The sequence below is a fragment of the Oleiphilus sp. HI0132 genome (assembly GCF_001635845.1).
The window spans coordinates 1-2,001 of sequence record NZ_LWGJ01001270.1 but is presented as its reverse complement, the minus strand read 5'-3'; the positions used below and the strand labels follow the sequence as shown (position 1 = coordinate 2,001).

Below are 2,001 nucleotides of genomic sequence, written 5' to 3'. Positions count from 1 at the left end.
TCTACACACGACCCCTGCAGCGGCAGCTTCCTCTGCTGAGGCACCTGCTTTTGCAGAGTTTGTTACACAAGCAGCATCTTTCGTATTAAATGACGGTGAAGAAATCACTGTTGGGGATAGTGACCTGATAGTCGACGCCGAATAAAATGTAAGGAAACTAAAAGCCTCCGGCCTAACACCCGGAGGTTTTTTTTGCCCTTAAACCTCATCACTAATTGAGCTAGCTCAACCCCCTCTTCCCAAACTCAAGTCATACTAAGCACGTCCAAACTCAATACCAGCCCGACTTCAAAGCCAAAAAGCCGGGAGTGCGCATTTGGAAATTGCTGACGTCTTACTCGACATCCTTATCATTCTTGTTGTCGCCAGGGTGCTTGGCGATATTTCTCGCTATTTTGGCGCACCGAGTGTTATTGGCGAACTCTGCGCTGGCATTTTGATTGGCCCGAGCTTATTCGCATGGGTAGAGGTCAACGAGATTATATTTTTCTGGGCGAAATTGGCGTCATTCTATTGCTGTTTGACGTAGGATTGGAGACTGACCTAGGGAAGCTTGTATCCTCAGGCAAAAGTCTACTGTCGTGGCGCTAGGAGGCTTTATCGCGCCCTTTCTTGGTGGCTTTGCGGCAAGTTACTGGTACTTTGAACTATCACTACTTGTATCACTGTTTATCGGCGGAACCTTAACCGCCACCAGCATTGGCATCACCATTCGAACACTTTCAGATCTTAACCGACACCAAAGCGACGAAGGACAGGTAACATTGGGCGCCGCCGTACTCGATGATATTCTCGGCGTAATACTTCTTGCCCTACTCTATGACTTCTCAGTCAACGGCAATATCGACCTTATGAGCGCCGGTAGAGTTTTCTTATTTGTCGCGATATTTTTCTGCTTGGCTCCAATTCTCGCCAAGCTGTTTTCTCGAATTATCCAAATATTAGATAAAAGAATTAACGACCCAGGATTAATTCCAACCACTATTGTCGCATTAGTATTGTTCTTTGCCTGGCTCGCTCATTTATTTGGAGCCCCGGAATTACTCGGAGGCTTTGCCGCCGGACTAGCTTTATCGCTCCGCTTCTTTTTACCTTTCGGCATAGCGCTACATAGTTCACCCAAGTTCTCTCACAAAGTGGAAGTACAGATAAAACCCATCGTTCAACTATTCACACCAATATTCTTTGTATCCGTCGGTCTTTCGATGGATCTACGCTCGGTCGATTGGTCTTCATCATTCTTGTGGGAGTTTTCTTTAATATTACTTGTCTTGGCTATATGCACAAAGTTCGCCGGAGCCCTACTTATTAGCGAACCTCTAGCCAAACGTATCGTCATAGGAATGAGCATGGTGCCACGTGGCGAGGTTGGCCTGATATTCGCAGGCCTAGGTGCTTCTGCAAATATTTTTACAAATGAGGTCTATACAGCCTTAATCATGGTCATCGCCTACACTACCGTGCTATCACCTTTTTGGATAAAGCTCTATTACAAAAAATATGGACATTTATTGGGGGATATTGAAAAAACCAAAGGTAATACCGACTACGGCGCTACTTTCTTATAAATCCATCCAGAGCGCGCCAAACATTGATTACGTCTTAGGATAAGCCTGGTTAATTTCTTTAGTGGCTGCTCAAGCCCTTCTGTATAAGCAAAGGCATGTCGCTTAAGCTCCCCATTCTCCGATTGGGTAGTGATAGTATTGTTATATAAAGCGCTAAAAGCACCATTATCACCCGCACCTTTCGACATTACGAGTTCAAGTAAAAAAGCATGATAATCCTGATTGACTCGCTCAAGCACGGATATATTGGAAACAGTTTGTTCACCTAGCCCTAAAGAAATCCCACCCATTACAGATTCAGTACAACGATCGAACTCTTGACTTAGCGGCACCTGCTGATTGCTCTTTATTCCAAAATCTGAGTGTTCAAAAAATACATACGACTCCCTAGACTCTATCGAGCTAAGGTAGTCATCCATGAACGGACTACTTG

3 protein-coding genes are annotated in these 2,001 nt (G+C 44.9%); 2 read left to right on the top strand and 1 reads right to left on the bottom strand.

Going from position 1 to position 2,001, the window contains the following annotated elements:
- The first annotated feature begins 316 nt into the window (after positions 1 to 316).
- Positions 317 to 529, top strand: coding sequence for a hypothetical protein (locus tag A3766_RS31305; RefSeq protein ID WP_068514868.1), 213 nt, complete (start codon positions 317 to 319; stop codon positions 527 to 529).
- 28 nt (positions 530 to 557) lie between these two features.
- On the top strand, positions 558 to 1,568 hold the full coding sequence (locus A3766_RS19205; protein WP_255375184.1) for a cation:proton antiporter: 1,011 nt from the start codon (positions 558 to 560) through the stop codon (positions 1,566 to 1,568).
- Here the strand turns inward: A3766_RS19205 and A3766_RS19200 are convergent.
- A partial coding sequence (locus A3766_RS19200; RefSeq protein ID WP_231882932.1) for a hypothetical protein occupies positions 1,547 to 2,001 on the bottom strand: 455 nt, incomplete at its 5' end. The genes A3766_RS19205 and A3766_RS19200 overlap by 22 nt on opposite strands.